The sequence below is a fragment of the Pseudonocardia benzenivorans CB1190 genome (assembly GCF_000196675.2).
In the GTDB taxonomy this organism is placed as follows: domain Bacteria; phylum Actinomycetota; class Actinomycetes; order Mycobacteriales; family Pseudonocardiaceae; genus Pseudonocardia; species Pseudonocardia benzenivorans.
This window is the reverse complement of the sequence record NC_015312.1, coordinates 3,063,735-3,087,813: the sequence shown is the minus strand read 5'-3', so window position 1 is coordinate 3,087,813 and position 24,079 is coordinate 3,063,735. Positions and strand designations below refer to the sequence as shown.

The window sequence follows — 24,079 nt, the reverse complement described above, 5'->3', positions numbered from 1 at the left end:
CACCGGCCATGGCCCGGCTCATGGCCGGTGACGTCTTCACCGCGGCACCGCTAACGTCGGTCCGTGACCACGGTGGACGCGGTACCGACGTCGGAGGACAGCCGCGACGTCGGCAGGAGGGCGCGGGACCGGGCGCCGCGGCGCGCGTTCGGCGAGTGGCACCCGTCGCAGCGCCGGCGGGACGTCCTCGACGTCCTGACCGGGCAGAACGCGATCCGCGCCGCCGACCTGGTCCCCGTGCGCTGGGGGCGGATGAGCGCGTCGCCGTGGACGTTCTACCGCGGGGCGGCGGCGGTGATGGCCGCCGACCTCGCGACCCGCCCCGACAGCGGCCTCTTCGTCCAGCTGTGCGGCGACGCGCACCTGCTGAACTTCGGGCTGTGGGCCACCCCGGAGCGCAACCTGTCGTTCGACCTGCGCGACTTCGACGAGACGCTGCCCGGACCGTTCGAGTGGGACGTCGCGCGGCTCGTCACGAGCGTCGAGGTGCTGGGCCGCGAGCACGACGTACCGGCCGGCCGCACCGCCGAGGCCGTCGCCCGCTGCCTGACGGCCTACCGCACGCAGATGGCCCGCCACGCCGGCGCCCGCGTCCTCGACGTCTGGTACGACCTCGTCCACGTCGAGCGCTTCCTGGACGTGTTCACCGACGCCGACCGGCCCCGCGCCGCCGCCCACATCGCCCGGAAGGCCCGGCGGCGCACCCACGACGGGGCGTTCCGCAAGCTCACCGAGACCCGCGGCGGGCGGCTGCGGATCAGCGAGGACCCGCCGTTCCGCGAGCACATCGACGACGGCCTCGCCGACGAGCTCTTCGCCGGGTACCACGACTCGCTCCCCGACGACCGCCGGCACCTGCTCGACCGCTTCACCCCGGTCGACGCGGTGCGCCAGGTCGTCGGCGTGGGCAGCGTCGGGATGCGGGTGCACCTGGTGCTACTGCAGGGCCGCGGCCCGGCGGACCCCCTGTTCCTGCAGGTCAAGCAGGCGGGCCCGGCGGTGTACGAGCCGTTCTGCGGTCCGAGCCGCTACAGCTCGTCCGGGCGCCGGGTGATCGAGGGCAAGCGGCTCGTGCAGAGCGCGACCGACGTCTTCGTCGGCTGGACGGCCGCTCGGGGCCACGACTACTACGTGCGGCAGTTCCGCGACATGAAGGTCATCGCCGACGGTGAGCTCCTCGCCCCACGGCTGCCCGAGTTCGCGACGGCGTGCGGGCACGTGCTCGCCCGCGCGCACGCCCGGACCGGCGACCCGGTGGCGATCGCCGCCTACCTGGGCCGTGGCCGGGCCTTCGACGACGGCATGACGGCCTTCGCGGCCGCCTACGCCGACCAGAACGCCGCCGACCACGCCCGGCTCACCGCGGCGATCACCACCGGGGAGCTGCCCGCGACACGGGGCTGGTGAGGGGCCGCGGCCGCAGCACTCACGGGGCGAGGAGCTCGGCCAGCGACGTGTTCATCGCCTCGGCGAGGACGTCGACGTCGGGCATCGCGTCGCGGTCGGCGGTCAGCCCGTAGCAGACGGACCCGTGGTAGGACGTCACGCCGATGCCGACGGCCTGCCCCTGTGCGAGCGGCACCACCGGGTAGAGGTCCTCGAGCCTCGCACCCATCGCGTACAGCGGCCGCGGCGGCCCGGGCACGTGCGTGACCAGCACGTTGAACAGCCTGCTGGAGAGTTTGCTGGTGAGCCGGGCGCCGAGGCTGTGCAGCTGCGGCGTCACCAGCCCGGCGAGCCCGACGAGCGCGGTCGGCGCCGCCTCCCGGCCGCCGCGCTTCTGGGCCTCCATCTGCGCGGCGATCCGGTGCAGCCGGGCGGCCGGCTCGTCGAGCCCCACCGGCAGGTCGACGAAGTACGCCGAGATGTGGTTGCCGCCTGACCCGCCCGCGCGCCCGTCGGCAGCCGGCCCGCGACGGGCCCGGAGGCTCACCGGGACCATCGCGCGGACCGTCGTGTCCGCGACGAGCGGGGCACCGCGCGTCATCAGCCAGTACCGCAGCGCCCCGCACACGACGGCGAGGACCACGTCGTTGACCGTGCCCGGCCCGCCCTGGCAGTGCACCTTGCGGGCGGCCCGGTGCTCGGCCAGTGACGTGCGCGCCATCCCGTAGCGGCGCTGCTCCCCGATGGGCCGGTTCAGCGCGTCGAACGGGGCGCCCGCGAGGGGTGCGCCCCGGGCGGCCTCGGCGACGCCGGCGACGGTTCGGCCCACCTTGGTCGCCGCGGCCCGGACATCGGCGACGGCGCGGGCGGCGGCGTCGACGGCCCCGCGCGGGCGGCGCAGGTTGTCCAGCACCGCCGACGCGGCGAGCTCGACACGCGAGGGCGGCCGCCGCGGCGTCCACTCCTGCTCGGGCACCTCGCGCGGCTCGGGGGTCCGGTCGAGCAGCAGCGTGCCGATGTCCATCGACGCCATGCCGTCGACCATCGCGTGGTGGGTCTTGGTGACCAGCGCGAACCGCCCGCCCGACACCCCCTCGACGACGTAGCACTCCCACAGCGGGCGGTCGCGGTCCAGCCGCCTGCTCAGCAGCCGTCCGACGAGCTCGCGCAGCGCGTCGTCGGAGCCGCCCGCGGGCAGCGCGGACCGTCGGATGTGGTAGCTCAGGTCGAAGTCGGGATCGTCGACCCAGACCGGCAGCGCCAGCCGGCCCGGGACCTCGCGGACCCGCTGCCGATAGCGCGGCACCAGCGACAACCGGCTGCCGACGAGCCGCACGAACGCGTCGACGTCGAACTCCGAGCCGTCCTCGGGCGGCAGGAACGTCATCACGCCGCCGACGTGCATCGCCGTCGTCGGCTGCTCCATGTACAGGAACGAGGCGTCCAGCGGCGAGAGGCGGTCCGGCACGGCGTCAGCCTACGAGGCCCGGCGCCACCCCCGGAGCGGGAATCCCGACCAGCCGCGGTCGCCCAGCTTCACGCCGAGGACCTGGTGCAGCTGGATGTTGTCACGGACGAAGCCGAGCCTGCTCGCGGCCATGTAGAGCCGCCAGACCCTGGCGCGCTCGAGGCCGACCTCGGCGACCGCCTCGTCCCAGTGCGCTTCGAGGTTGTCCCCCCAACCGGCCAGCGTCCTCGCGTAGTGCTCGCGCAGGTTCTCCTCGTGCCGGATCTCGAAGCCGTTGTCGTTCATCGCGCTGATGATCAGTCCGACGGGCTCGAGCTGGCCGTCCGGGAACACGTAGCGCCCGATGAACGGGTCGATGCGGCGCTGGTTCGTGGTGAACGGGTGGGTGATGCAGTGGTTGAGCAGCCGGCCCTCGGGGCGCAGCCGCGAGGCCAGGAACCGGAAGTACGCCGGGAGCTGCGACTTGCCGATGTGCTCGGTGAGCCCGATCGAGCTGACGGCGTCGAAGCCGGTCTCGGTCACGTCGCGGTAGTCGAGGTGGCGGACCTCGGCCAGGTGCGAGAGTCCCTGCCGTTCGATCTCGGCCTGCGCCCACTCGGCCTGGTTGCGCGACAACGTCACGCCCAGCGCGCGCACGCCGTGGTGCGCGGCCGCGTGCCGGACCATGCCGCCCCAGCCGCAGCCGACGTCGAGCAGGCGCATCCCGGGCTGCAGGTCGAGCTTCTGCGCGACGAGCTCGTACTTGGCCTCCTGGGCCTCCTCGAGCGTCGAGGTGTCCGTCGGGTAGCACGCGCACGTGTAGGTCATCGACGGGCCGAGCACCCACTCGTAGAAGCGGTTCGAGACGTCGTAGTGGTGCGAGATGACCTGGCTGTCGCGGAACTTCGAGTGCAGCCGGCCGCGGGGCTTCGCCTCGATCGCGGGCGCCGGCCGCCGGTGGCGCAGCCACACCGGCGCGAGCTCGGTGACGATCCGCACCTGCTCGCGCCGCGGGATGCCCACCAGTGCGACGTCGGCGAGCGCGTCGAGCGCGGTGTAGAGGTCGCCGTCCACCACCATCTCGCCGGTGACGTACGCCCGGGCGAGGCCGAGCGTGCCGGGCGCGGAGACCAGCCGCGCCAGTGCCGCCGGGGACTCGACGCGCAGCGTCACCTCCGCGTCGTCCGGTCCGGACTTGCTGCCGTCGTACGCGACGAGCCGGATCGGCGCATCGGCCCCGATGATCCTTCCGAGGACGTCGGCCACCCTCATTGCGACCCCACCACCTTGGAGTAGAGACCCGGAAGCCGCCCGTCCGGGTCGTAGCGGTCCTTCACGGCGTCGTACGCGTCGCCGTTGTAGCGACGCCAGAACTCGGCCTCGTCGTAGTGCACCGTCGAGTAGAGCGACTTGTGCCCGCCCAGCTCGGCGACGAGGTCCTCGATCAGCCGGTTGTGCGCATCGGGGCGCCCCGGCACCGCGTCGACGGTCGACCAGAAGCCGACGTTGACGTAGAGCCTGCCGGCCTCCATCGGGTACAGCGGCCACTCCCGCTTGCCGCGCAACCGGATCGGGCAGAGCCAGACCGGCGAGATACCGACCTCGCGGTGGAAGACGTCGAGGAAGCGGGCGAGCCCCTCGACGGGGATCTCGACGTCCTGGATGACCATCTCCTGGCGGGGCGAGCGGGTCAGGTCGTGCAGCCGGTCGGTGATGCCGTGGCGCCGGTCGAGCGCGACGAGCCGTCGGTAGACGTCCGAACGCCGGTAGCGGCGCGGCCAGAGCCTGCGCACCAGCGGGTTCTGCACGCCGAAGGCCCGCGAGCACCAGAACCAGTCGGTGTCCCAGCGCCAGATGTAGTCGTGCGCGGTGAGGTGGTCGACGGGCCGTTCCCGCAGCGACCTGTAGAAGATCTGCTGACCGGTGTAGTCCGAGACCTGCGCGCCCGGCATCGGCTCGTCGACGAACCGGCCGACCGTGAGGTACTGCTCGCCGGCGTCGAAGACCGTGCCGTCGAGGAAGTCGACGTCGGCACCGGCGCCGTCGAGGTCGCACAGCCGGGCGGTCTCGGCGGCGGCCTCCTCGGCGGTGCGGAACCGGTGGTGGGTGAGCCGGACGAAGGGCGCCACCGGCTGCAGCTCGATGCGCAGCCGCAGCGTGTAGCCCAGCGTCCCGTAGGAGTTGGGGAAGGTCGCGAAGAGATCGGCGTGCTCGCCCTCGGGCCGGGCCGTGACGACCTCACCGGAGCCGGTGAGCAGGTCCATCTCCAGTACCGACTCGTGGGGCAGCCCGTGGCGGAACGACGTCGACTCGATGCCGAGTCCGGCGACCGCGCCGCCGAGGGTGATCGTCTTGAGCTGCGGCACGACGAGCGGCATCAGCCCGTGCGCGAGCGTTGCGTCGACGAGGTCCTCGTACGTCGTCATCCCCTGCACGTCCGCGGTGCGGGCGACGGGGTCGACGTTGATCACACCCGTGAGCCGGGACGTGTCGAGGAGTCGGACATCACTCGCGGAACCACCGAAACGGAACAGATTGGACGACGGCTTGCCGAGCCGCACCCGCTGTCCCGCAGGCACCTCGCGATACCGTTTCACCAGGTCGGCGACGGCGTCGGCATGGTCGGCCGGGGATACCGCACCGTCACCGATGTTCATGACCGCGACGCTAATCGGCAATCGTCGCCGGTGCACGCCCCTTCCGCTTTGCGTCGCCCCGCGGACAGCGCACGTCCACCCGGTCACCGACACGGGGGTCCCGGTCGCGGATGCCGAGTGCGGTCACGGGTACAAAGCTGCACATGGCCTTCCGGTTGACGCCACATGAACGCGGGTTCTACCCGCTGTTCACCCGTGCCGCCGAGAACATCGTCGCTGCCGCCGAGGAGCTGACGAAGCTCGTGGCGGCCGAGCCCAGCGGGAGACCGGTACTGGCCGCCCGGGTCAAGGACCTCGAACACACCGGCGACGACCTGACCCACGAGATCATGGTCAAGCTCAACTCGGTGTTCGTGACCCCGTTCGACCGGGAGGACATCTACCGGCTCGCGTCGTCGCTCGACGACGTGCTCGACGCCATCGAGGAGGCGGCCGACCGCATCGTGCTCTACCGGCTCGACGCGCTGCCCGCAGGCATCTCCGTGCAGGCCGACGTGCTGCTGCGGGCCGCCCGGGCCACCGCGAGCGCCATGCCGGGGCTGGAGAAGCTGGACTCGCTCAGGGAGTACTGGGTCCACGTCAACTCGCTCGAGGACGAGGGCGACGAGGCCTACCGCGAGCTGCTGCGCGACCTGCTCGCGCCCACCAACGACGCGAGCCCCCTCGACGTGCTGACGGTCCTCAAGATCAAGGAGATCGTCGAGACCCTGGAGGAGGCGGCCGACGCGTTCGAGACCGTCGCCAACACGGTCGAGAGCATCGCCGTCAAGGAGGCCTGACGTGGAGCTCGCCGCGGTCGTCGTGGTGATCGTGGTCGCGCTGGCGTTCGACTACACCAACGGCTTCCACGACGCGGCCAACGCGATCGCCACCTCGGTCTCGACGCGGGCACTGTCGCCGCGCGCGGCGCTGATCATGGCTGCGGTGATGAACCTCGCGGGGGCGTTCCTCGGGACGGAGGTGGCCTCGACCGTCGGCAAGGGGATCATCTCGGCGCCCGAAGGCATGGCAGGGCTCGCCGTCGTGCTCGCCGCGCTCATCGGCGCCATCGTCTGGAACCTCGTCACCTGGTTCTTCGGCATGCCGTCGTCGTCGTCGCACGCGCTCATCGGCGGGCTCGTCGGGGCCGCGCTGGCCTCGGCGGGCACGGTGCAGTGGTCGGGGGTCCTGGAGAAGGTCGTCATCCCGATGGTGGTCTCCCCCGTCGTCGGGTTCGTGCTGGCCGGGCTGGTGATGATCGGCATCCTGTGGCTGGTCAAGGACGGCAGGCCGCAGCGGGTCACCCGCGGCTTCCGGCACGCCCAGACGGTCTCGGCCGCCGCGATGGCGCTGGGCCACGGCCTGCAGGACGCGCAGAAGACCATGGGCGTGATCGTGCTGGCGCTGGTCGTCGGCGGCTACCACCAGGGCTTCGACATCCCCTGGTGGGTCATCCTGCTCTCGGCGGGCGCGCTGTCGGCGGGCACCGCCGCAGGTGGCTGGCGGATCATGCGCACGCTCGGCCGGCGGATCATCGACCTCGACCCGCCGCGCGGCTTCGCGGCCGAGGCGACCGCGTCGGCGGTGCTCTACACGACGGCCTTCGCCTTCGCCGCGCCGATCTCCACGACCCAGACGATCACCTCGGCGATCCTCGGCGTCGGTGCCACGAAGCGGCTCTCGGCGGTCCGCTGGACCGTCGCCGGCAACATCGTCGTGGCCTGGGTGCTGACGCTGCCCATGGCCGCGCTCGTCGCCGCGCTGGCGTACTGGGCACTGCACGGCCTGCTGATGTGACCCCGGGCCCGCCGGGACCCCGGCGTGCTCAGACCGCGGCGCGCACCCGCGCCTTCTCGGCCTCGACGTCGAAGTCGGCGGGCGGGAAGCGCGGGTCGATCGCCTCCAGCGTCTCCGCGAGCAGCGTCGCGACGACCCAGTTGCGGTACCACTTGCGGTCCGCCGGGACGACGTACCAGGGCGCGGCGTCGGTGTCGCAGTGGCGCAGCGCGTCGGCGTACGCAGCCTGGTAGTCGGTCCACTTGGCGCGGACGTCGAGGTCGCCCGGGTTGTACTTCCAGTGCTTGGTCGGGTCCTCGAGCCGGGCGAGCAGCCGTTCGGCCTGGGCCTGCGGGCTGATGTGCAGCATGCACTTCACGACGACGACGCCCTGCTCGTCGAGCTCGGCCTCGAACGCGTTGATCCGCTCGTAGCGGCTGCGCCACTCGGCCTCCGGGACCAGGCCGTCGACCCGCACGACGAGCACGTCCTCGTAGTGGCTGCGGTCGAACAGCCCGACGACGCCCGGCCCCGGCACCTGCTTGCGGATGCGCCACAGGAAGTCGTGCGCGAGCTCCTCGGGCGTCGGCCGCTTGAAGGACGCGATGTGCAGGCCCAGCGGGTCGATCAGGCCTCCGACGTGCTCGATGACCCCGCCCTTGCCCGAGGTGTCCATGCCCTGCAGCACCAGCAGCACCGCGCGGGGGCCGTGGCCGGCGACGGCGCTCGCGTAGAGCGCCTGCTGCCGCGAGTCGATCCGCTCGTTCAGCTCGGCCATCGCCGCGGCCGCCGCGGCCTTGTTCTTCGGCCCGACCGGACGGCCGGCCGGATCGATCGCGGCGAGGTCGACCTCGCCGCGGGGCACGCGGAACGTCTCGCGGGCCGACCTCACGGGCTTCGCCATCCGCGCACAGTAGCGGTCCGGAAGCGGCTCCCTAGGCTCCCGTGCCGACCGGGACGACGAGCGGCGTGCCGGCGACGGGATCGGGGATCACCTTGGCGCGCAGCCCGAACACCTCCGCGAGCAGCGGCTCGGTGATCACGTCGGCCGGCTCGCCCGCGGCGACGACCCGGCCGTCGCGCATGGCGACGAGCCGGTCGGAGTAGCGGGCGGCGAGGTTCAGGTCGTGCAGCACCATGACGACGGTGCGACCCACCTCGCGGTTGAGCCGGCGCACCAGCTCCAGCACCTCGACCTGGTGCGACAGGTCCAGGTAGGTCGTCGGCTCGTCGAGCAGCAGCAGGTCGGTGCCCTGCGCCAGCGCCATCGAGATCCACGCGCGCTGACGCTGGCCGCCGGAGAGCTCGTCGACGGGCCGCTCGGCCAGGTCGGCCATGTTGGTCCAGGTCAGCGCCTCCGCGACGGCCGACTCGTCGTCGGCCGACCACTGCCGGTACCACGCCTGGTGCGGGTGCCGGCCACGGGAGACGAGGTCACCGACCGTGAGTCCCTCGGGGGCGCTGGGCGCCTGCGGCAGCAGCCCGAGGATCGTCGCGACCTCCTTCGTGGGCATCTTGTCGATCCGCTTGCCGTCGAGCAGCACGTGGCCGCGGGACGGGACGAGCAGTCGGCCCAGCGCCCGCAGCAGCGTCGACTTGCCGCAGCCGTTGGGGCCGATCACGGACGTGACGGTGTTCTGGGTGACGTCGAGATCGAGCCCGTCGACGACGAGGCGGTCGCCGTAGCCGAGGCTCACGTCCTCGGCGCGCAGCCGGATACCGGCCGCGACCAGGGCGGAGCCGGCGCCGTCCGTGGCGGTCTGGGTCATGCGCGGGCCTCCCGGCCGTGTCGGACGAGCAGATGGAGCAGGTAGGGGGCACCGAGCACCGCGGTGATGACGCCGACGGGCAGCTCCGCGGAGCCGAATGCCGTGCGGGCGACGAGGTCGGACAGGACGACGAGGGTCGCCCCGACCATCAGCGACGCCGCGATCGGCGGTCGCGGGGCGCCGACGAGCCGCTGCGCGATCTGCGGCGAGACCAGTGCCACGAACGCGATCGGACCCGCCGACGCCGTGGCCACCGCAGCGAGGCCGACGGCGACCACCAGCAGCGCCGTCCGCGCGGCGTCGACCCGGATGCCCAGGCCACGGGCGGTGTCGTCGCCGAACTGGAGGCCGCCGAGGACGTGGGCCAGTACCAGCGCGGCCGGCACGAGGACCACCAGCGCGACGCCCACCGGGACGACGTGCTCCCAGCCGCGCGCGTTGAGGCTCCCGTTGAGCCACACCTGGGCCCGCGCCGCCTCGTAGACCTGGGCCGCGATCAGCAGCCAGTTGACCAGCGCGTAGAGGATCGCGTTCATGCCGATGCCCACGAGCACCAGCCGGAAGCCGTGCACCCCGCGCCGCCAGGCCAGCACGTAGATCGACGTCGCCGTGAGCAGCCCGCCCAACAGCGCCGCGACCGGCAGCCCCACCGCTCCCGCGAGTGCGCCGACCGCCCCGAACCCGCTGCTCAGGACGATCACCGCGACCGCGGCGGCACTCGCGCCCATCGTGATCCCGATGATGTCGGGGGCCGCCAGCGGGTTGCGCGCCACCGCCTGCAGGATCGCCCCCGCCACCGCCAGGGCGCCGCCGACCAGCGCCCCGGTGAGCGTCCGCGGCAGCCGCAGGTCCAGGACGATGAACCGCTGCGCCTGGTCGCCGCCGCCGAACAGGACGCTCAGCACCTCGCCGACACTGATCGGGAACTCGCCGCGGCCGATGTTGAGCGCCGCCCCGACGACGAGCACCGCGGCCGCCACGACGAGGACGACGACGGTCCGTGGCCGCCACACACCGGAGAACCGGCCGAGCCGCAGCGGGTCGCGCCCCGGGACCAGGCCGGGGGTCCGCCCGCGGGCCTTCTCCACGGTCGCGGTCACAGCTGGGCCAGCTTGCGACGGCGCACGAGCGCGATGAAGAACGGCGCCCCGAGCAGCGCCAGCACGATCCCGACCTGCAGCTCCCCGGGCCGGGCCACCACGCGTCCGACGACGTCGGCGGTCAGCAGCAGGACGGCACCCGAGAGCGCGGAGGCCGGGAGCAGCCAGCGGTGGTCCGGGCCGGTGAACGAGCGCACGACGTGCGGCACGATCAGCCCGAGGAACGCGATCGGCCCGCACGCCGCCGTCGCGGAGCCGGCGAGCAGCGTGATCGCGGCGACGCCGAGGACCCGGGTCCGGCGCACCGAGTGCCCGAGCGAGCGGGCGACGTCGTCGCCGAGCGAGAGCGCGTTGAGCGCGGGAGCCGTCGCCAGCGCGATCAGCGCCCCCGCCAGCAGGAACGGCGCCACCTGGCCCGCGATCGCGGGTTCGCGCCCGGCCAGCGACCCGACGTTCCAGAAGCGGTAGGCGTCGAGCGTGCGGACGTCGGTGAGGATCACCGCGGACGTGAGCCCGAACAGCAGCGCCGAGACCGCCGCGCCGGCGACGGCCAGCGTCACCGGGGTCGCGCCGCCGCGGCGGCCGACCGCGCCGAGCGCGAACACCGCGACGCTCGCCCCGAGGGCGCCCGCGAACGCGAACCACACGTAGCCCGACAGCGAGCTGACGCCGAAGACGTAGATGCCGACGACGACCAGGAACGCGGCACCGGCGTTGACGCCGAGCAGCCCGGGGTCGGCGAGGGGGTTGCGGGTGTGGCCCTGCATGAGCGCGCCCGCCAGCCCCAGGGCCGCACCGGCCAGCAGGCCGAGCACGGTCCGCGGGATGCGCAGCGACCGGATGACGACGTCGTCCTCCGTGCCGGTCGGGGCGATCAGCGCGTGCCACACGTGGTCGAGCGGGATCGCCTTGGCGCCGACGGCGACGCTCGCCAGGCACACGAGGAGGACCAGGCACGCCAACACCAGCAGCCCGGTGAGCCGGCGGCGGCGCGGTGTGCGGGACGGCCGCTGGGCGCGCTCGCGCGCGAGCGTCGTCATCCTCGTCCCATCGCCGTCACGCGGGCCTCTCCCGTCCGTCGCGCCACCCGTCGCCCCATCGGCCCGTCGCGCCCACCATAAGTGAGGGCCGCCTGTGCTCAACAGAGGTGTGGCTATCACACTCCCCGCTTGTACGCATCGCGACGGCCTGGTAGCTCCCGGTCACCGACCCGGCGCGACAGGCCCTGCCCGGGATGCTGGGATGGGCGCGTGCGACGACTGTGGCCGCCAGGGCCGGACCTCGGGGACGATCTCGACGCGGCGCTCCTGCGCCACTACGCCTACCCCGACGGGCTGTCGGCGCCGCGGGTGCGTGTCAACTTCGTCGCGAGCCTCGACGGCGCGGTGAGCGTCGACGGGCTGTCCGGCGGCCTGGGCTCCGCCGCCGACAAGGCCGTGTTCGGCGTGCTGCGCCGGCTCGCCGACGTGGTGCTCGTCGGCGCGGGGACGGTGCGGGCCGAGGGCTACCGCGGCGCGCGGCGGCCCACGGTCGGGCGCGCGCTGCCGCCGCCGATCGCCGTCGTCACCGGGTCGGCCGGTCTCGACCCCGGCGCCCGGCTGTTCACCGACACCGCCGTTGCGCCGATCGTGCTCACCACGGCCGGGGCCCCCGGCGAGCGCCGCGACGCACTGCGCGCCGCGGGTGCCGATGTCGTCGAGCTGCCCGACCTCGCCCCCCCGACCCTGCTGGCCGAGCTCGGTCGCCGTGGGCTGCACCGCGTGCTGTGCGAGGGCGGGCCCGCACTGCACGGTGCGCTCGCCGCGGCCGACGCCGTCGACGAGCTGTGCCTGACGCTCTCCCCCACCCTCGTCGGCGGCGACGCCGGCCGGATCGCGACGGGGCCCTCGACGATGCGCCCCATGTGCCTCGCGGGCGCCCTGCTCGACCCCGGTGCCCTGCTGCTGCACTACGTCCGGCCCGACGACTCCGACGATTTCCCGGACGACGTCCCCATCGACCGATCAGGTGACACCGCGTGAGGCGTGGCCCGCGCCGCGCGTCCGACGGAGGTACGCATGGGGCGAGGCCGGTCATCGGCGCCGCGCCCACCGGGAGCGACACGCAGCACCGACCGACACCGAGTACATCGACACAGAGCACATCGAGACAGAGCACATCGACAGGGCATCGACACCGAGCAACGCCGTGAGGAGAAACGCGATGACAGGCGCAACGCCCGCCGCGGCCGCCACCTCGAGCACCGCCACCACGACCGGGGCCGCAGGCACCACCGGCGTCACCGCCGGGTCCCCTGGCCGGCTGGCCGAGGACAGCGGCCAGGGTCGCACCACGATCGCCGCATCGGTCGTCCAGAAGATCGCCGGGATCGCCGCCCGGGAGATCTCCGGCGTGTACGCGATGGGCGGCGGCGTGTCCCGCGCGTTCGGCGCCATCCGCGAGCGCATCCCCGGCGGCGGCACCGGCGCCGCCAACATCTCCGGCGTCCAGGTCGAGGTCGGCGAGAAGCAGGCCGCCATCGACCTCGACATCATCGTCGAGTACGGGGCGTCGATCGTCGAGCTGGCACGGGCGGTGCGGCGCAACGTGATCACCGCCGTGGAGCGGATGACGGGCCTCGAGGTCATCGAGGTGAACATCGCCGTCAACGACATCCACCTGCCCGAGCTCGACGACGCGGACGACGCCCCGGCGACCGTGACCTCGCGGGTCGAGTGACGGCCCGACCGACCCCGGTGACCGACGCCCGCCCCGTGCCGGACGGCCCCGACGACACGGCCGGCCGCGCCGGACCCGACGACACGGCCGGCCGCACCGGACCCGACGACACGGCCGCGCTCGCCACCGAGCTCGCCCGCGTCGTCGCCGCGCATCCCGCCGTCGTCCGCCTCGACGGCGGGGCGTTCGGCGCGGTCGCGACGTACCTGCCCGGGCGCAGGCTGCTCGGGGTCCGGGTCGGGGCCCCCGGGGAGCCGGTCGAGGTCGGCGTCGTCCTGCGCGCCGACCGGCCGATCCCGCAGACGGTCGCCGAGCTGCGCGAGGCCGTCTCCGCGGTGCGTCCGGGGCCGGTCGACGTCACGGTGGCGGACGTGGTCGTCGAGCCCCCGCGCGGGGCCGGCCGATGACGCCCGAGGAGCGGGCCGCGTTCCGCGCGTTCGTCCGCGAGCACCATCCCGATCGAGGCGGGGACCCGGAGGCGTTCGTCACGGGGCTCGCCGCGCTGCGGGCGGGCGACGCCGGGACCGGCCCGTCCCCGGCGCGGCCGCACGGACCGCCGCCCGACGTCGAGTTCGTCCGCGACCTGCCGCTGCCGACGAAGGTCGCGGTCGCGCTCATCCGCACCGTCCGCCGGCACCGGCGCACCAGGGTCGACCGTGCCGACCGCCCCTCAACCGCAGGCCAGACCATCCACAGGAGTGACCCATGAACGCCACCCAGACCGGCTTGCTGGCGGGGCTCGTCCTCGGCGCCGCGGGCGCGATCGGCGGGTTCGGCGCCTTCCTCATCACCCTCGTCGTCGGTGCGGTCGGGCTCGTCGTCGGGCTGGTGCTCGACGGCAGGCTCGACGTCAGCGGGCTCGTCGGCCGCGGCAAGGACAGGTGACGACGGTGACCGCCGCAGGCACCGTGGCCCCGGCCGCCGGGGAGCCGGTGGGCACCGACGCCGACGAGCGCGGCCGCACCGAGATCGCGCCCAGTGTGCTGCGCAAGATCGTCGAGTACGCCGCCGACCAGGTCCCGGGGACGTTGCGCACCGAGCGCCGGGTCGCCGGCTTCGACGTCGGCGACGCCGGCGCCACCGCGAAGGTCAGCGTCGGCGGGCCCGCCGCGGAGGTCGACGTGCGGCTCGAGCTGGCCCTGCGCTACCCCGGCTCGGTCCGCGGGGTCGTCGACGCCGTGCGGTCGACCGTTGCCGAGGAGCTGGGCCGGCTCGCCGGCTACCGGCTGCGGACGATGGCCGTGACCGTCACCGGGCTGCGCGGACTGCCACCACCGCCGCGGCTTCGCTGATCGGCGGACCGACCCGTCCGCCCGCCTACTTCGAGGAGGTCCGGTGCGCGTTCTGCTGCGCGTGCTCGCGCCACTGCTCGGCCTCGCGTTGGCCGCGGTCGGCGTGCTGGTCGTCGTGGAGGTCGTCGCGGCGTGGATCGGCTCCGCCGGCACCACCGGGTCCGACGGGGTGATCGTCCCCTGGCCTTCCTGGCAGCAGACCCTCGACGGCCTAGTCTGGGCGACCACTCCGGTGCGGATCACCGCGATCGTCGTCGCCGTCGTCGGGCTGTTGCTGCTGCTCGTCGCGCTGGCGGCCCGCCGCCACGACGTACCGCTGCGCCCGCCCGCCCCCGACGTCACCGTGACGACGTCGCCGCAGGCGCTCGCCCGCATGGTCGGACGCCGCGTCCGGGCGGCCGACGCGGTGTCCTCGGCCGCGGTCACCGCGTCGCGGCGCGCGATCAGCGTGCGCGCCCAGGGGTGGGAGCCGACCGACGGCGGCACCGGGCTCGCCGAGTCGGTGCGCGGCGACGTGGAGTCGCTGCTCGACGACCTGCCGCTGGCGAACCGCCCGCGCGTCAGCGTCGCGGTGCGCAGGCAGGCGGGCCCCCGATGACGGCCGCGACGCCCGACCCCGCCGCCACCCCGTCGACGGCGGCGCGCGGCTCGGCGGTGGGGCTGGACACCCCTCCCCCGCAGGCCGGCCGGCATGCACGGCGCGCCGTCGCCCGTTCGGCCGGGCGCGACCGGTGGCTCGTCGGGCTCGTGGGCGTGGTCTTGCTGCTCGCCGGCACCGGCGCCGCGCTGCTCGCCTTCGGGATCTTCGGCACGGGGCGCGCGCAGCGCTCGGTCCTCGACCCGATGATCGTCGACGCGCTGCGCGCCCAGCCGTTGCTCTGGCGCATCGTCGCGATCGTCGGGGGGCTGCTGCTGCTCGTGCTCGGCCTGCTGTGGGCGATCCGGTCGCTCTCGCCGGAACGTCGGCCCGACCTGGCGCTGGACGCCGGCGCCGACACGACGCTCACGGTGACGGCCGCCGCGGTCGCCGACGCCGTCGCCGGCCAGGCCCGCGCGCTGCCCGGCATCTCCAGGGCCCGCGCCCGGATGGTCGGCGACGAGCGCGACCCCGCGCTGCGGCTGACCGTCTGGCTGGCCGAGGACGCCGACGTCGGGGAGGTGTGTCGGCGCATCCCCGAGGAGGTGCTGGCCGCCGCCACCGACGCGTTCGGGGGCCGGGCGCTGCCCGTCGCCGTCCGGATCGAGGCGGACACCGAGGAGGGCCCCCGGGTCCGCTGACGGTGCGGCCCGAGCCGCTCACCCCCGCCTCACCCGTCGTGCGACAGGCTGGGGCCGACGGCGGGGAGAGGGGATCGGGCGCGTGGCACGACCAGGACGACACGCGCGTGGCTCCCGCACCCGGCTCCCGTCGCGGCTGCTCGTCGCCGCCCTGCTCGCCGTCCTCGCCGCGGGCTGCGCCGTGGGCCCGTCGCAGCGCCCGCCGGTCGCCGTGCGGGGCGGCGACGCGATGACCCCACCCGCGCCGCCGACGACGCCCGCGGCTCCGGGTGACCTGCCGCAGCCCGACCCCATGCGGCCGTCGATCCGGTTCGCCGACTGCACCGCCGACACGCTCGCCGCGCTCGGCGACCCCGCACCGGCCGCGGGTGTGCCCCTGCGTGTCGACTGCGGCGCCGTCGACGTCCCGACCGACCCCACGCGCGCCGCCGGCGGGCGCAGCAGGCTCGGCGTCGTCCGGGTGGCCGCGGCCGACGCGCCGCAGGACCGGCCACCCCTCGTCGTCGTGGGCGACAGCGCCACCGACCCGTCCGCCCGGCACGCGGCGCTGCTCGCCACCCAGGTGTCCGCCGCGGTGCTCGGCGGCTACCAGCTCGTCGGTCTCGACCGCCGCGGCGCGGGGTCGGACCTGCTCGACTGCTCCGACGAGGACGCCCGGGTCGGGCTCATCGGCGCGGACCCCGGCATCGGCGCGCCGGGCGCCCCCACCGACCAGGTGCTGGCCTCGGTGCTCGACGACGCGCGCTCGGTCGTCCAGGACTGCTATCTCGACGAGCCCGAGGCCCTCGCGACGTACTCGACGGCGGCCACCGCCTCGGACATCGACCAGCTTCGGCAGCGGCTCGGCGTGACGCGGCTGTCGGCGATCGGGATCGGCGACGGGGCCACCGCGCTGACGCTGTGGGCCAGCGCGCACCCCGACGCCGTCGGCCGGCTCGTGCTCGACGGGCCGTCCGATCCCGGCGCCGTCCAGCCCGACCTCACCGAGGCCAGGGCGGCGGGCGCGGAACAGTCGTTCGACGCGTTCGCGGCCGACTGCACCGCCCGCGGCGCGTGTCCGCTCGGCCCCGACCCGCGCGCGACGGTCTCGGCGCTGGTCTCGCGCCTGGGCGCGCAGCCCGTCCCGGCCGCCGACGGCCGCAGGCTGACCGCCGGGGTGGCGGTGAACGCGCTGCTCGCCGCGGTCGGCGAGCCCCGGTCCTGGCCCGCCCTCACCACCGCGCTCGTCGACGCGGGCCGGGGCGTGCCCGGGGCGATGCTCGCGCTCCTCGACCCGTCGATGGGCCGCGAGGGCCATTTCGACTCCGCGCTCGCCACGCTGTGCAACGACTCCAACCGCCGGCTCACGCCCCTCGACGTCGCCGGCCTCGCGCAGCGCTGGCACGACGCCTACCCGCTGTTCGGCACCACGCTCGCGGCGAGCCTGCTCGCGTGCGCGCCGTGGCCGGCCGGACCGGGCCTGCCCGCACCCGGCGCGGTGCCGGGAGCGCCGCCGCTGCTCGTGCTCGCCGCGGCGCACGACCCGCGGGCGGGGGCCGACTCGGTGCGCCGGGCCGCGGCCGGGCTCGCGACCGCCCGGCTCGTCTCGTGGCAGGGCACCGGAACCGGGTCCTACCCCCGCACCCCGTGCATCAGCGGGGTCGTCGACCGGATGCTGGTGCAGGGACAGCTGCCGCAGGCGAACACCGTGTGCCCGCCCTGACCTGTCCGGGCGGGCCGGGCACGGCGGCGCGGGCGGCTCGGCGTCAGCCGCGCACGGCGCGCAGGGTGCGGTGCCGACCGCCGTACGTGCCGGGGAGCCCGCCGTTGCGGATGTCGCTGGCCTCGTCGGCCATCTCCCGCATCATGCACGGCCAGGCCGCCGAGATGCCCGACGAGTCGCGGCACTCGCGGCACTGGCCCCGGCTGTCGGGAGCGTGCTCGATGAGCGTGCGCTCCAACAGGTCCGGCATCCCGGCCAGTACCGCAACGAGACTCATCGTGCTCCCCTCGGGTCCGGGTCGGCTCCGTGGTCGACCGACTACGTGGGGTAGCAAATTACTCTCCCCCTCGACCCTCCCCGATCCGGGGAACCCCTTGCGGCAGAACACAGCCGACGCGCAGGTCCGGCTGTCCGGAGCAGGCCCCGGTCAGCCCGCCGCGTCCTTCCCGGCACGGGCCCGCGAGGGCTGCACCCGCATCGGTTCGCCCGGCATCTTGGGATACTCGGGCGGGTAGGGCAGCTCGCCGAGGCCGCGGTCCCGCTCGTCGGCGGCGAACCACTCCAGGGCGGTCTCGATGCCCCCGACGGCGTCGTCCATCCCGGCGTGCGGGTCGCCGTCGCGCGCGAGCAGGCCGGGCACCGTCAGCAGGTCGAAGTCCTCCGGCTCGACCGATGGCAGCGCCTCCCACGTCAGCGGCATCGACACCGTCGCCCGTGGCAGCCCGCGCACCGACCAGGCCGACGCGATCGTCCGGTCGCGCGCCGCCTGGTTGTAGTCGAGGAACACGCGCTCACCACGCTCCTCCTTCCACCAGTCGACGGTGGCCTGCTCCGGGATGCGCGCACACACCCGCCGGGCGATCGCGATCACGGCGCGGCGGACCTCGATGAACGACCACTCGGGCCGGATCCGGGCGAAGACGTGGATGCCCCGGCCGCCCGACGTCTTGGGCCACCCGACGAGCCCCGCCTCGTCGAGCACCTCGCGCAGCACCGCCGCCACGGCGACGGCGTCGGCGAAGTCGGTGCCGGGCTGCGGGTCGAGGTCGATGCGCAGCTCGTCGGGCCGGTCGGTGTCGGCCGCGCGCACCGGCCACGGGTGGAAGTCGAGCGTGCCGAGGTTGGCCGCCCACGCGATCACCGCGGGCTCCGACGGGGCGAGCGTGTCGGCCTTGCGCCCGCTGGGGAACGTCACCGTCGCGGTCCGCACCCACGGGGGCGCGCCCTTGGGCAGGCGCTTGGCGAAGAAGGGCTCGCCGTCGACCCCGTCGGGGAAGCGCTTGAGGTTGGTCGGCCGGTTCAGCAGGACGCGCGTCATCGGCTCCGACACGGCCAGGTAGTACTCGACGACCTGCCGCTTCGTGATGCCGCGCGCCGGGAAGTAGACCTTGTCCGGGCTCGACAGGCGCACCTCCCGGTCGCCCTCGGGCCCCGGCACTGTCAGCTGCACCACGGTCTTGGCCGCCATGGTCGCGACGCTACCGCCTCGGCCCGACGCACGGACGCGTCCGCGGAGGGGTTCCGCCGACGACGCGACGGCTACCCTCGGGCGATGGCCGTCCTGGAACCGGAGGCGCCCGACCCCGGCCGCGGGTCGCGGCTGTTCGACGACGAGCTGCTCGGCCTCGACCCCGCCGAGCCCGAGGTGCAGGCGTTCGCCGCCCACCTCGACCGGATGCGCCGGGAGCCGTCCTTCACCGTCGAGGCGTCGCTGACGGGGGTGGGCGACTTCGCCGACGCGGCCAACCGCGCCGAGGGCGGGCGCCGCTGGCTGGCGGTGCTGGTCGTGGTCCTGCTGCTCGCGGGCGTCGTCTACGTCGCCTCGACGATCCTGACCGCCGTCGTGGCGATCGTCGCCGGCTGAGCGCCGCCGCGCGCTTGCCGGAACGGTTAGCGTGGAGGCATGGGTCTGTTCAGCCGTGGCCAGGAGGCCAGCACCGACACCGAGCTCGGCGAGGCGCCGGTCACCAAGACCGACGAGCAGTGGCGCGCCGAGCTCTCCCCCGCCGAGTACCAGGTTCTGCGGCAGGCCGGCACGGAGAGGCCCTTCACCGGCGAGTACACCGACACCAAGACCGTCGGCGTCTACCACTGCCGGGCCTGCGGTGCCGAGCTGTTCCGCAGCGAGACGAAGTTCGAGTCGCACTGCGGCTGGCCGTCGTTCTTCAGCCCGAAGGACTCCGACGCGGTCATCGAACGCGTCGACAACAGCCTCGGCATGCGCCGCGTCGAGGTGCTGTGCGCCAACTGCCACAGCCACCTCGGGCACGTCTTCGAGGGCGAGGGCTACCAGACCCCCACGGACCTGCGCTACTGCATCAACTCGATCTCGCTGACGCTGGAGCCCGACGCCGCCTCCTGAGGCGCCCGCCGGGTCGAGCTCGGCGGCGGGGGCGCGGTGGTCATCCCCTGGCCGGACCGCCCCCGCGCGTCGTGGAGCGCTGCGCCCGCAGCCGGGCCTCCTCGCGCTGGGCCTCGGCCCGGGTGAGGCGCTCGCGGCGCAGCCACTCGGGCTGCTCCTCCTTCAACGCCGCGATCTGGGCGGTGGTGAGCGGCTCGGTGATCTCGGCACGGGCCAGCCCGGAGATCGACACGCCCAACCGGTCAGCGACGACCTGGCGCGGGTGCGGGCCGTTGCGCCGCAGCTCACGCAGCCACTCGGGCGGGTCGGCCTGCAGGGCGTCGAGCTCGTCGCGCGAGACCACTCCGGCGCGGAACTCGTCGGGGGTCGCGTCGAGGTACACGCCCAGCTTCTTCGCCGCCGTGGCGGGCTTCATCGTCTGGGTCGCCCTCTGCCGCGTCATGTGCCCAGGATATCGACGCCGGGTCGGCCGATAGCCTGGGCGGGTGACCGGGCCGAGCGACTCCGCAGTCTTCCGGCTCGGCTACGTCCCGGGCGTCACCCCGGGCAAGTGGGCGCGGATGTGGTCCGAACGCCGGCCCCGTGTCCCCCTGGAGCTGGTCACGACGACCCCGGACGAGGCGGCGACGCTGATCCGCCGCGGCGCGGTGGACGCCGCCGTGCTCCGGCTGCCGGTCGACCGCAGCGGGCTGCACACGATCCCGCTCTACACCGAGACCACCGTTGCCGTCGTCCCGAAGGACCACGTCGTCACGGCGACCGAGGAGGCGACGGTCGCCGACCTGGCCGACGAGATCGTCCTGCACCCGCAGGACGACGTGCTCGACTGGCCCGGTGAGCGGCCGGGGCGGCCCGCGGCGTTCGCCCCCGCGACGACGGCCGAGGCGGTCGAGCTCGTCGCCACGGGAGTCGGCCTGCTGCTCGTCCCGCAGTCGCTGGCCCGCCTGCACCACCGCCGGGACCTCACGTACCGGCCGCTGGCCGACGCGCCGGGGTCGGGCGTCGGCCTCGCCTGGCCGGATGCGGAGAACAGCGAGCTGATGGAGGAGTTCATCGGGATCGTCCGCGGGCGGACGGTCAACAGCTCCCGCACTCCCCGCCCGGACGCGACCCCGGCTCCGGGCGGCCCCGCCCCCGCGAGGAAGAAGGGCGGCCGACACCGGCCGGCCCGCCGCGGGACGCACCGTCGCTAGCAGCCGGCCCACCCACCGAGCCGGCGGAGAAGGGCCGGGCGGCGGACTACGGCAGGCTGCTGACGAGGTCGCCGACCTCGACCCGCGGGCCCGTGTAGAACGGAATCTCCTCGCGGACGTGGCGGCGGGCCTCGGTGGCGCGCAGGTGCCGCATCAGGTCGACGATGCGGTGCAGCTCGTCGGCCTCGAAGGCGAGGATCCACTCGTAGTCGCCCAGTGCGAACGCGGGGACGGTGTTGGCCCGCACGTCGGGGTAGTCCCGCGCCTCCTTGCCGTGGTCGGCGAGCATCTTGCGCCGCTCGTCGTCAGGCAGCAGGTACCAGTCGTAGGACCGGACGAACGGGTAGACGCACACGTAGCGGCGCGCCTCCTCGCCGGCGAGGAACGCCGGGATGTGGCTCTTGTTGAACTCGGCCGGCCGGTGCAACGCGACCTGGCTCCACACCGGCACGGAGGCGCGGCCGAGCGCGGTGGTGCGGCGCAGGTCGGCGTAGGCCGCCTGCAGCGCCTCGACGGTCTCGGCGTGCCACCAGATCATGTAGTCGGCGTCGGCGCGCAGGCCGGCGAGGTCGTACACCCCGCGGACGACGACGCCCTTGCCCGCCAGCGCCTCCACGAACTCGGTCGCCTGGCTCGCGACGGCGCCGCGGTCGTCGCCGAGCTTGCCGGCCTCGACGCGGAACACCGACCACATGGTGTAGCGGATCGTGTCGTTGAGCTGCGCGTAGTCGAGGCGTGCCATGCAGCCGAGTCTACGGAGCCGCCCGCCGCGAGGTGCGAGCGCGGGTGCGGCAGGTCACCGTGACCCGGGCGCGCGGGTCACCGGAGGACGGCGAGCGCGCTCGCGACGTGGTCGGCTGCGGCGCGCGCGGTGCCGATGCAGGCCGGCACCCCGACCCCGTGCAGGGCCGCTCCCGCGACGGCGAGCCGCGGCGCCGCGGCGACGGCGGCCTCGAGCGCGGCGACCGTCCCGACGTGTCCGACGCCGTACTGGGGCAACCCGCCGCCCCAGCGCTGGACGTGGACCGCGACCGGTGCGGCCGTGATCGTGTGCAGCGTGGCGAGGTCGGCGCGCGCCCGGTCGACGAGGGTCTCGTCGTCGACCTGCAGCGTGTGCGCCTCGCCGAACCGGCCGAGGGAGGTGCGCAGCCGGTAGTGCCCGTCGGTGGCGTCGGGGGCGAGATGGCCCCACTTCGTCGACGTGTGGGTCGCCGCCTTGATCGACAGCGGCTCGTCGGCCGCGACGAGGACGCCCGAGGTCGGCGGCAGGGCGGCGACGTCGGCGGCCCGGTAGGCCATCGCGACGACGACCGACGAGGCCAGCTCGATCCGCGCGGCGGCGGCCGCCGCGGCGGGCACGGCCTCGGCGAGCAACCTGCGGACGGCGGGCGCGGGCACGGCGAGCACCACGGCGTCGGCGTCGAGGTACTCGGGGGCGGGGACGGGGCCGAGGACGAGGCGCCACCCGGCCGCCGTCCGCTCGAGGGTGCGGACGGTCGTGTCCAGCCGCAGCTCCGGCCGGGCGGCGGCGGTCAGCGCGTCGAGCAGGACCCGGTAGCCGCCCCGGACCGCGCCGAAGACGGGCCCCGCCGCGACCGACGGGGCCGGCGCGGCGGCGTCCGCCGCCGCGGTCAGCGACGAGGCGCCCGCGTCGAGCGCCGCCGCGAGCGCGGGGACGGTGGCGCGCACGCCGAGCGCGTCGACCCGGCCCGCGTAGACCCCGCCGAGCAGGGGATCGGCGACGCGGTCGGCGATCTCGGGGCCGAACCGCTCGCGGAGCAGCCCGCCGAGGGCGACGTCGGCGCCCGGCCGCCAGTGCAGCGGCCGGTGCGGCTCGGCGGCGACGGCGGCCAGGCCCGCGGCCGACAGCACGCCGTCGAGACGTGCGGCGCTGGTCGGGACGCCCATCAGGGTGCCGGCGGGGAGCGGGCCGGTGCGCCCGCCCGCGCGGATCGACGCCGCGGCCCTGGTCGGGTGCACGACGACGTCGGCGAGCCCGAGCTCGGCGAGCAGTGCCGGCACCTCGGGCCGGCGGGCGAGGAAGGCCTCGGCGCCGACGTCGACGGCCACCCCGGCGAGGTCGACGGTGTGCAGCACGCCCCCGATGCGCCCCGAGCGCTCGCAGACGACGATCCGCGCCGCGTCGCCGAGCAGCGTGCGCAACCGGTGGGCCGTGGCGAGCCCGGAGATGCCCCCGCCGACGACCGCGACGGTCGGGCCGGTGCCCGGCGTCGGGCGGGTGCCGTGCGTCGGGCGCGGGACGTGCTCGGCCATCAGCCGGGCAGCGTGTGCACCAGGTCGACCACGCGCGTCACGACGTCCGGGTCGGTCTCGGGCAGCACACCGTGCCCCAGGTTGAAGACGTGGCCGGACGCGGCCCTGCCCTCGGCGGCGATGCGCCGGACCTCGGCCTCGATCGACACCGGATCGGCGAACAGCACCGCCGGATCGAGGTTGCCCTGCACGGCGTGCCTGCCGCCGGTGCGGCGGACGGCCTCGTCGAGCGGGACGCGCCAGTCGACGCCGATGACGTCCGCGCCCGCGTCGGCCATCGCACCGAGCAGCTCCCCGGTGCCGACACCGAAGTGGATGCGCGGGATCCCGCTGCCCGCGAGCGGTTCGAGGACCGCGGCCGAGTGCGGCATGACGTAGCGGCGGTAGTCGCGCTCGGACAGCGCGCCGGCCCACGAGTCGAAGAGCTGCACGGCGTCGACGCCCGCGTCGACCTGGGCCTGCAGGAACGTCGCGGCGTTCGCGGCGAGCCGGGACAGCAGCGCGTGCCAGACGTCGGGGGCGCTGCGCATGAGCGCCTTGGTGCGTTCGTGGTTGCGGCTCGGTCCGCCCTCGACCAGGTAGGACGCCAGGGTGAACGGCGCCCCGGCGAACCCGATGAGGGGCGTCTCACCCAGCGCGGGCAGCAGCAGCCGGATCGCGTCGACGACGGGCGCGACCTGCTCGGGGTGCAGCCGCGGGAGGGCCTCGACGTCGGCCGCGGTGCGGACCGGCCGCGCGACGACGGGCCCGGTGCCGGCGACGATGTCGACCCCCACGCCCGACAGGTACAGGGGCACGACGATGTCGCTGAACAGGATCGCGGCGTCGACCCCGTGCCGGCGCACCGGCTGCATGGTGATCTCGCACGTGAGCTCCGGGTCCAGGCAGGCCTGGATGATGCCGGTGTCCGCCCGCAGCGCCCGGTACTCGGGCAGCGACCGGCCCGCCTGCCGCATGAACCACACCGGCAGCCGCGCCGGTCGGCCACCGCGCGCGGCGACCAGGAACGGGGCGGCGCGCAGGTCCCGGCGGGTGGCGGGAGGGGCGCTGAGATCGGTGCGGGCACTCATCAGAACCCAATGATCCCACAGCTGGGGGCCGGTCCCCCGATCGGATCCCGGCGCGCCTGCCCCGGCGCGGCGCGGG

The 24,079-nt window shown here is 74.9% G+C and carries 28 protein-coding genes; 15 read left to right on the top strand and 13 right to left on the bottom strand.

Annotation, left to right across the window (positions count from 1 at the left end):
• The first annotated feature begins 63 nt into the window (after positions 1 to 63).
• Positions 64 to 1,407 (top strand): DUF2252 domain-containing protein, encoded by a 1,344-nt coding sequence (locus PSED_RS14715; RefSeq protein ID WP_013675045.1) that lies wholly within the window; start codon positions 64 to 66, stop codon positions 1,405 to 1,407.
• A 19-nt stretch (positions 1,408 to 1,426) separates the two neighbouring features.
• On the opposite strand, the gene PSED_RS14710 is transcribed toward PSED_RS14715, so the two are convergent.
• The 3 genes from PSED_RS14710 to PSED_RS14700 are packed head-to-tail and all read right to left on the bottom strand — an operon-like array spanning position 1,427 to position 5,490.
• Positions 1,427 to 2,854 carry a WS/DGAT/MGAT family O-acyltransferase gene (locus tag PSED_RS14710; protein ID WP_013675044.1) on the bottom strand — a complete coding sequence of 476 codons (1,428 nt, stop codon included), beginning with the start codon at positions 2,852 to 2,854 and terminating at the stop codon, positions 1,427 to 1,429.
• A 9-nt stretch (positions 2,855 to 2,863) separates the two neighbouring features.
• Positions 2,864 to 4,105, bottom strand: a complete 1,242-nt coding sequence (locus tag PSED_RS14705) for an SAM-dependent methyltransferase (protein ID WP_013675043.1) — start codon at positions 4,103 to 4,105, stop codon at positions 2,864 to 2,866.
• Entirely contained in the window at positions 4,102 to 5,490 is a 1,389-nt protein-coding gene (locus PSED_RS14700) for an FAD-binding oxidoreductase (RefSeq protein ID WP_013675042.1), read from the bottom strand. Before PSED_RS14700 ends, PSED_RS14705 begins: the two co-directional genes overlap by 4 nt.
• A gap of 143 nt (positions 5,491 to 5,633) precedes the next feature.
• On the opposite strand from PSED_RS14700, the gene PSED_RS14695 reads away from it, so the two are divergent.
• On the top strand, positions 5,634 to 6,269 hold the full coding sequence (locus PSED_RS14695) for a DUF47 domain-containing protein (RefSeq protein ID WP_041759678.1): 636 nt from the start codon (positions 5,634 to 5,636) through the stop codon (positions 6,267 to 6,269).
• Position 6,270: 1 nt separating this feature from the next.
• On the top strand, positions 6,271 to 7,266 hold the full coding sequence (locus tag PSED_RS14690; protein WP_013675040.1) for an inorganic phosphate transporter: 996 nt from the start codon (positions 6,271 to 6,273) through the stop codon (positions 7,264 to 7,266).
• Positions 7,267 to 7,294: 28 nt separating this feature from the next.
• On the opposite strand, the gene PSED_RS14685 is transcribed toward PSED_RS14690, so the two are convergent.
• From PSED_RS14685 to PSED_RS14670, 4 genes are read right to left on the bottom strand one after another with little or no spacing between them, the layout of a single operon-like run.
• Positions 7,295 to 8,149 carry a PPK2 family polyphosphate kinase gene (locus tag PSED_RS14685; protein WP_013675039.1) on the bottom strand — a complete coding sequence of 285 codons (855 nt, stop codon included), beginning with the start codon at positions 8,147 to 8,149 and terminating at the stop codon, positions 7,295 to 7,297.
• A 31-nt stretch (positions 8,150 to 8,180) separates the two neighbouring features.
• On the bottom strand, positions 8,181 to 9,014 hold the full coding sequence (locus tag PSED_RS14680) for an ABC transporter ATP-binding protein (RefSeq protein WP_013675038.1): 834 nt from the start codon (positions 9,012 to 9,014) through the stop codon (positions 8,181 to 8,183).
• On the bottom strand, positions 9,011 to 10,114 hold the full coding sequence (locus PSED_RS14675) for a FecCD family ABC transporter permease (RefSeq protein WP_013675037.1): 1,104 nt from the start codon (positions 10,112 to 10,114) through the stop codon (positions 9,011 to 9,013). The genes PSED_RS14680 and PSED_RS14675 overlap by 4 nt, the downstream gene beginning before the upstream one ends.
• The gene (locus PSED_RS14670) at positions 10,111 to 11,154 is read right to left on the bottom strand and encodes a FecCD family ABC transporter permease (protein ID WP_013675036.1); all 1,044 of its coding nucleotides are present in this window, start codon (positions 11,152 to 11,154) and stop codon (positions 10,111 to 10,113) included. Before PSED_RS14670 ends, PSED_RS14675 begins: the two co-directional genes overlap by 4 nt.
• A gap of 210 nt (positions 11,155 to 11,364) precedes the next feature.
• Here PSED_RS14670 and PSED_RS14665 point away from each other — a divergent pair, with 210 nt between their 5' ends.
• The 9 genes from PSED_RS14665 (at position 11,365) to PSED_RS14625 (ending at position 17,104) form a co-directional block, all read left to right on the top strand.
• Positions 11,365 to 12,135, top strand: coding sequence for a pyrimidine reductase family protein (locus PSED_RS14665; RefSeq protein WP_013675035.1), 771 nt, complete (start codon positions 11,365 to 11,367; stop codon positions 12,133 to 12,135).
• Between the two features lie 181 nt (positions 12,136 to 12,316).
• Positions 12,317 to 12,832 (top strand): Asp23/Gls24 family envelope stress response protein, encoded by a 516-nt coding sequence (locus tag PSED_RS14660; RefSeq protein ID WP_013675034.1) that lies wholly within the window; start codon positions 12,317 to 12,319, stop codon positions 12,830 to 12,832.
• 17 nt (positions 12,833 to 12,849) lie between these two features.
• Positions 12,850 to 13,239, top strand: coding sequence for a hypothetical protein (locus PSED_RS14655; RefSeq protein WP_193788439.1), 390 nt, complete (start codon positions 12,850 to 12,852; stop codon positions 13,237 to 13,239).
• Positions 13,236 to 13,541, top strand: a complete 306-nt coding sequence (locus tag PSED_RS14650; RefSeq protein WP_013675032.1) for a hypothetical protein — start codon at positions 13,236 to 13,238, stop codon at positions 13,539 to 13,541. Before PSED_RS14655 ends, PSED_RS14650 begins: the two co-directional genes overlap by 4 nt.
• Positions 13,538 to 13,717 carry a hypothetical protein gene (locus PSED_RS14645; RefSeq protein ID WP_013675031.1) on the top strand — a complete coding sequence of 60 codons (180 nt, stop codon included), beginning with the start codon at positions 13,538 to 13,540 and terminating at the stop codon, positions 13,715 to 13,717. The genes PSED_RS14650 and PSED_RS14645 overlap by 4 nt, the downstream gene beginning before the upstream one ends.
• 5 nt (positions 13,718 to 13,722) lie before the next feature.
• Positions 13,723 to 14,124, top strand: a complete 402-nt coding sequence (locus tag PSED_RS14640; protein WP_013675030.1) for an Asp23/Gls24 family envelope stress response protein — start codon at positions 13,723 to 13,725, stop codon at positions 14,122 to 14,124.
• Between the two features lie 43 nt (positions 14,125 to 14,167).
• Positions 14,168 to 14,722 (top strand): DUF6286 domain-containing protein, encoded by a 555-nt coding sequence (locus PSED_RS14635; RefSeq protein ID WP_013675029.1) that lies wholly within the window; start codon positions 14,168 to 14,170, stop codon positions 14,720 to 14,722.
• Positions 14,719 to 15,402, top strand: coding sequence for a hypothetical protein (locus PSED_RS14630; protein ID WP_013675028.1), 684 nt, complete (start codon positions 14,719 to 14,721; stop codon positions 15,400 to 15,402). The genes PSED_RS14635 and PSED_RS14630 overlap by 4 nt, the downstream gene beginning before the upstream one ends.
• Before the next feature lie 82 nt (positions 15,403 to 15,484).
• Positions 15,485 to 17,104 carry an alpha/beta hydrolase gene (locus PSED_RS14625; protein ID WP_013675027.1) on the top strand — a complete coding sequence of 540 codons (1,620 nt, stop codon included), beginning with the start codon at positions 15,485 to 15,487 and terminating at the stop codon, positions 17,102 to 17,104.
• Between the two features lie 43 nt (positions 17,105 to 17,147).
• Here the strand turns inward: PSED_RS14625 and PSED_RS14620 are convergent, their stop codons facing one another.
• Complete coding sequence (locus PSED_RS14620; RefSeq protein WP_013675026.1) at positions 17,148 to 17,381, bottom strand: hypothetical protein; 234 nt, start codon at positions 17,379 to 17,381, stop codon at positions 17,148 to 17,150.
• Between the two features lie 150 nt (positions 17,382 to 17,531).
• Positions 17,532 to 18,572, bottom strand: coding sequence for a non-homologous end-joining DNA ligase (gene ligD, locus PSED_RS14615; RefSeq protein ID WP_013675025.1), 1,041 nt, complete (start codon positions 18,570 to 18,572; stop codon positions 17,532 to 17,534).
• An 84-nt stretch (positions 18,573 to 18,656) separates the two neighbouring features.
• On the opposite strand from ligD, the gene PSED_RS14610 reads away from it, so the two are divergent.
• Complete coding sequence (locus PSED_RS14610; protein WP_013675024.1) at positions 18,657 to 18,968, top strand: hypothetical protein; 312 nt, start codon at positions 18,657 to 18,659, stop codon at positions 18,966 to 18,968.
• A 39-nt stretch (positions 18,969 to 19,007) separates the two neighbouring features.
• A complete protein-coding gene (msrB, locus tag PSED_RS14605; protein WP_013675023.1) occupies positions 19,008 to 19,466 on the top strand; it encodes a peptide-methionine (R)-S-oxide reductase MsrB in 459 nt (152 codons plus the stop codon).
• 40 nt (positions 19,467 to 19,506) lie between these two features.
• Here the strand turns inward: msrB and PSED_RS14600 are convergent, their stop codons facing one another.
• Positions 19,507 to 19,908, bottom strand: a complete 402-nt coding sequence (locus PSED_RS14600) for a DUF5997 family protein (protein ID WP_013675022.1) — start codon at positions 19,906 to 19,908, stop codon at positions 19,507 to 19,509.
• Positions 19,909 to 19,951: 43 nt separating this feature from the next.
• Here PSED_RS14600 and PSED_RS14595 point away from each other — a divergent pair, with 43 nt between their 5' ends.
• Positions 19,952 to 20,659, top strand: coding sequence for a LysR family substrate-binding domain-containing protein (locus PSED_RS14595; RefSeq protein WP_013675021.1), 708 nt, complete (start codon positions 19,952 to 19,954; stop codon positions 20,657 to 20,659).
• Between the two features lie 46 nt (positions 20,660 to 20,705).
• Here PSED_RS14595 and hemQ read toward each other — a convergent pair whose 3' ends face one another.
• The 3 genes from hemQ to hemE all read right to left on the bottom strand — a co-directional run bounded on the left by hemQ (position 20,706) and on the right by hemE (position 24,003).
• A complete protein-coding gene (gene hemQ / locus PSED_RS14590; protein WP_013675020.1) occupies positions 20,706 to 21,401 on the bottom strand; it encodes a hydrogen peroxide-dependent heme synthase in 696 nt (231 codons plus the stop codon).
• A gap of 77 nt (positions 21,402 to 21,478) precedes the next feature.
• Positions 21,479 to 22,933, bottom strand: coding sequence for a protoporphyrinogen oxidase (hemG, locus tag PSED_RS14585; protein ID WP_013675019.1), 1,455 nt, complete (start codon positions 22,931 to 22,933; stop codon positions 21,479 to 21,481).
• Positions 22,933 to 24,003 (bottom strand): uroporphyrinogen decarboxylase, encoded by a 1,071-nt coding sequence (hemE, locus tag PSED_RS14580; RefSeq protein ID WP_013675018.1) that lies wholly within the window; start codon positions 24,001 to 24,003, stop codon positions 22,933 to 22,935. Before hemE ends, hemG begins: the two co-directional genes overlap by 1 nt.
• Positions 24,004 to 24,079 lie beyond the last annotated feature (76 nt).